A 1096-nucleotide genomic window follows, 5' to 3' on the forward strand; every position below is an offset into this window, starting at 1 on the left:
TTTCAGGACCGGCCCCCGTCGAGTGCGTTGCGGCTAGGGACGCGCCCGACGATTAGGCGCGTCCCACGTCGCCGCGAGCAAGCGCACGAAATCAGCTGAACGCAGGAGGACCTGTAAGGTCGGCGTCGTTAAGAAGGCAGTAAAGAGGGTTCACAACGCCGCCAGCGGCTAGAAAAGCGAATCGTGCTGTGCATCAAGGCGGGTGGCTTCCTGGAGAGACCATTCTGCCAGAGTTGATCCGGCGCGAATCGTGACGAATTATTGCGATCACCTGCAGCGTGCTGCCTCCTATAGCGCAGAAGACGGCAAATCATGGATGTCCTGGTCGGCATGCGGGCCATGGAAACATGGCCCACGACGGCGCCGGTCGGAATAGCCACCTGCGTTCCATTTGGGTAACTCGATAAGACGATAAGACGTACGCCTCCGTTGACGGCCGCCTTGTTTGACGGAGGCGAGTGCTGCAGGTCCTAGGGGTAATCCTAGGAGAAGCGCTATGACGATTTCGCGGGCAGAGGTGATCACATCGGTCGAGCGGCGGCGCCGGTGGTCGCGAGATGAGAAGGAACGGCTGGTTGCAGCATCGCTCGAGCCCGGAGCCACTGTTTCCGAGGTGGCTCGCATGGCCGGCCTTCATGTGAGCCAGCTGTTCAGGTGGCGCAAAGAGTTTTGCAAGCGCGGTGAGACGAGTATAGCGCCGTTCGTGCCAGTCGAGATCGGACCGTCTGTGCCGCCGCGGGACCTGACCGAAGTGCCGTTGACGACGGCGCCGGCGCGTCGACGGAGGAGCCAGGGCATCATCGAGATCGATCTTGGTAGCGGATACCGCATCCGGGTCGATGGCGAGGTCGATGGAGACGCGCTGCGTCGCGTTCTCGATGCCCTGGTGCGCCGATGATCCCGGTTCCGACAGGCGCGCGAGTGTGGCTCGCGACAGGCTACACCGATATGCGCAGAGGCTTTCCGTCGTTGGCACTCCAAGTGCAGGAGGTGCTGCACAAAGGATAACGTACAGAGTCTTTCGCACTTTCAGGATTGACGGCTTCTTCTAGAATGAAGGAGCTTTGAATGAACGATGGGAATGCCATGGGTCAGG

1 protein-coding gene is annotated in these 1096 nt (G+C 60.7%); it reads left to right on the plus strand.

Going from position 1 to position 1096, the window contains the following annotated elements:
* Positions 1-496 precede the first annotated feature (496 nt).
* Positions 497-898: an IS66-like element accessory protein TnpA gene (gene tnpA / locus GA0061099_RS39210; RefSeq protein ID WP_074448709.1), complete on the plus strand. Its 402-nt coding sequence runs from the start codon at positions 497-499 to the stop codon at positions 896-898.
* Positions 899-1096: the final 198 nt, after the last annotated feature.

The sequence above is a fragment of the Bradyrhizobium yuanmingense genome (assembly GCF_900094575.1).
Lineage (GTDB): Bacteria > Pseudomonadota > Alphaproteobacteria > Rhizobiales > Xanthobacteraceae > Bradyrhizobium > Bradyrhizobium yuanmingense.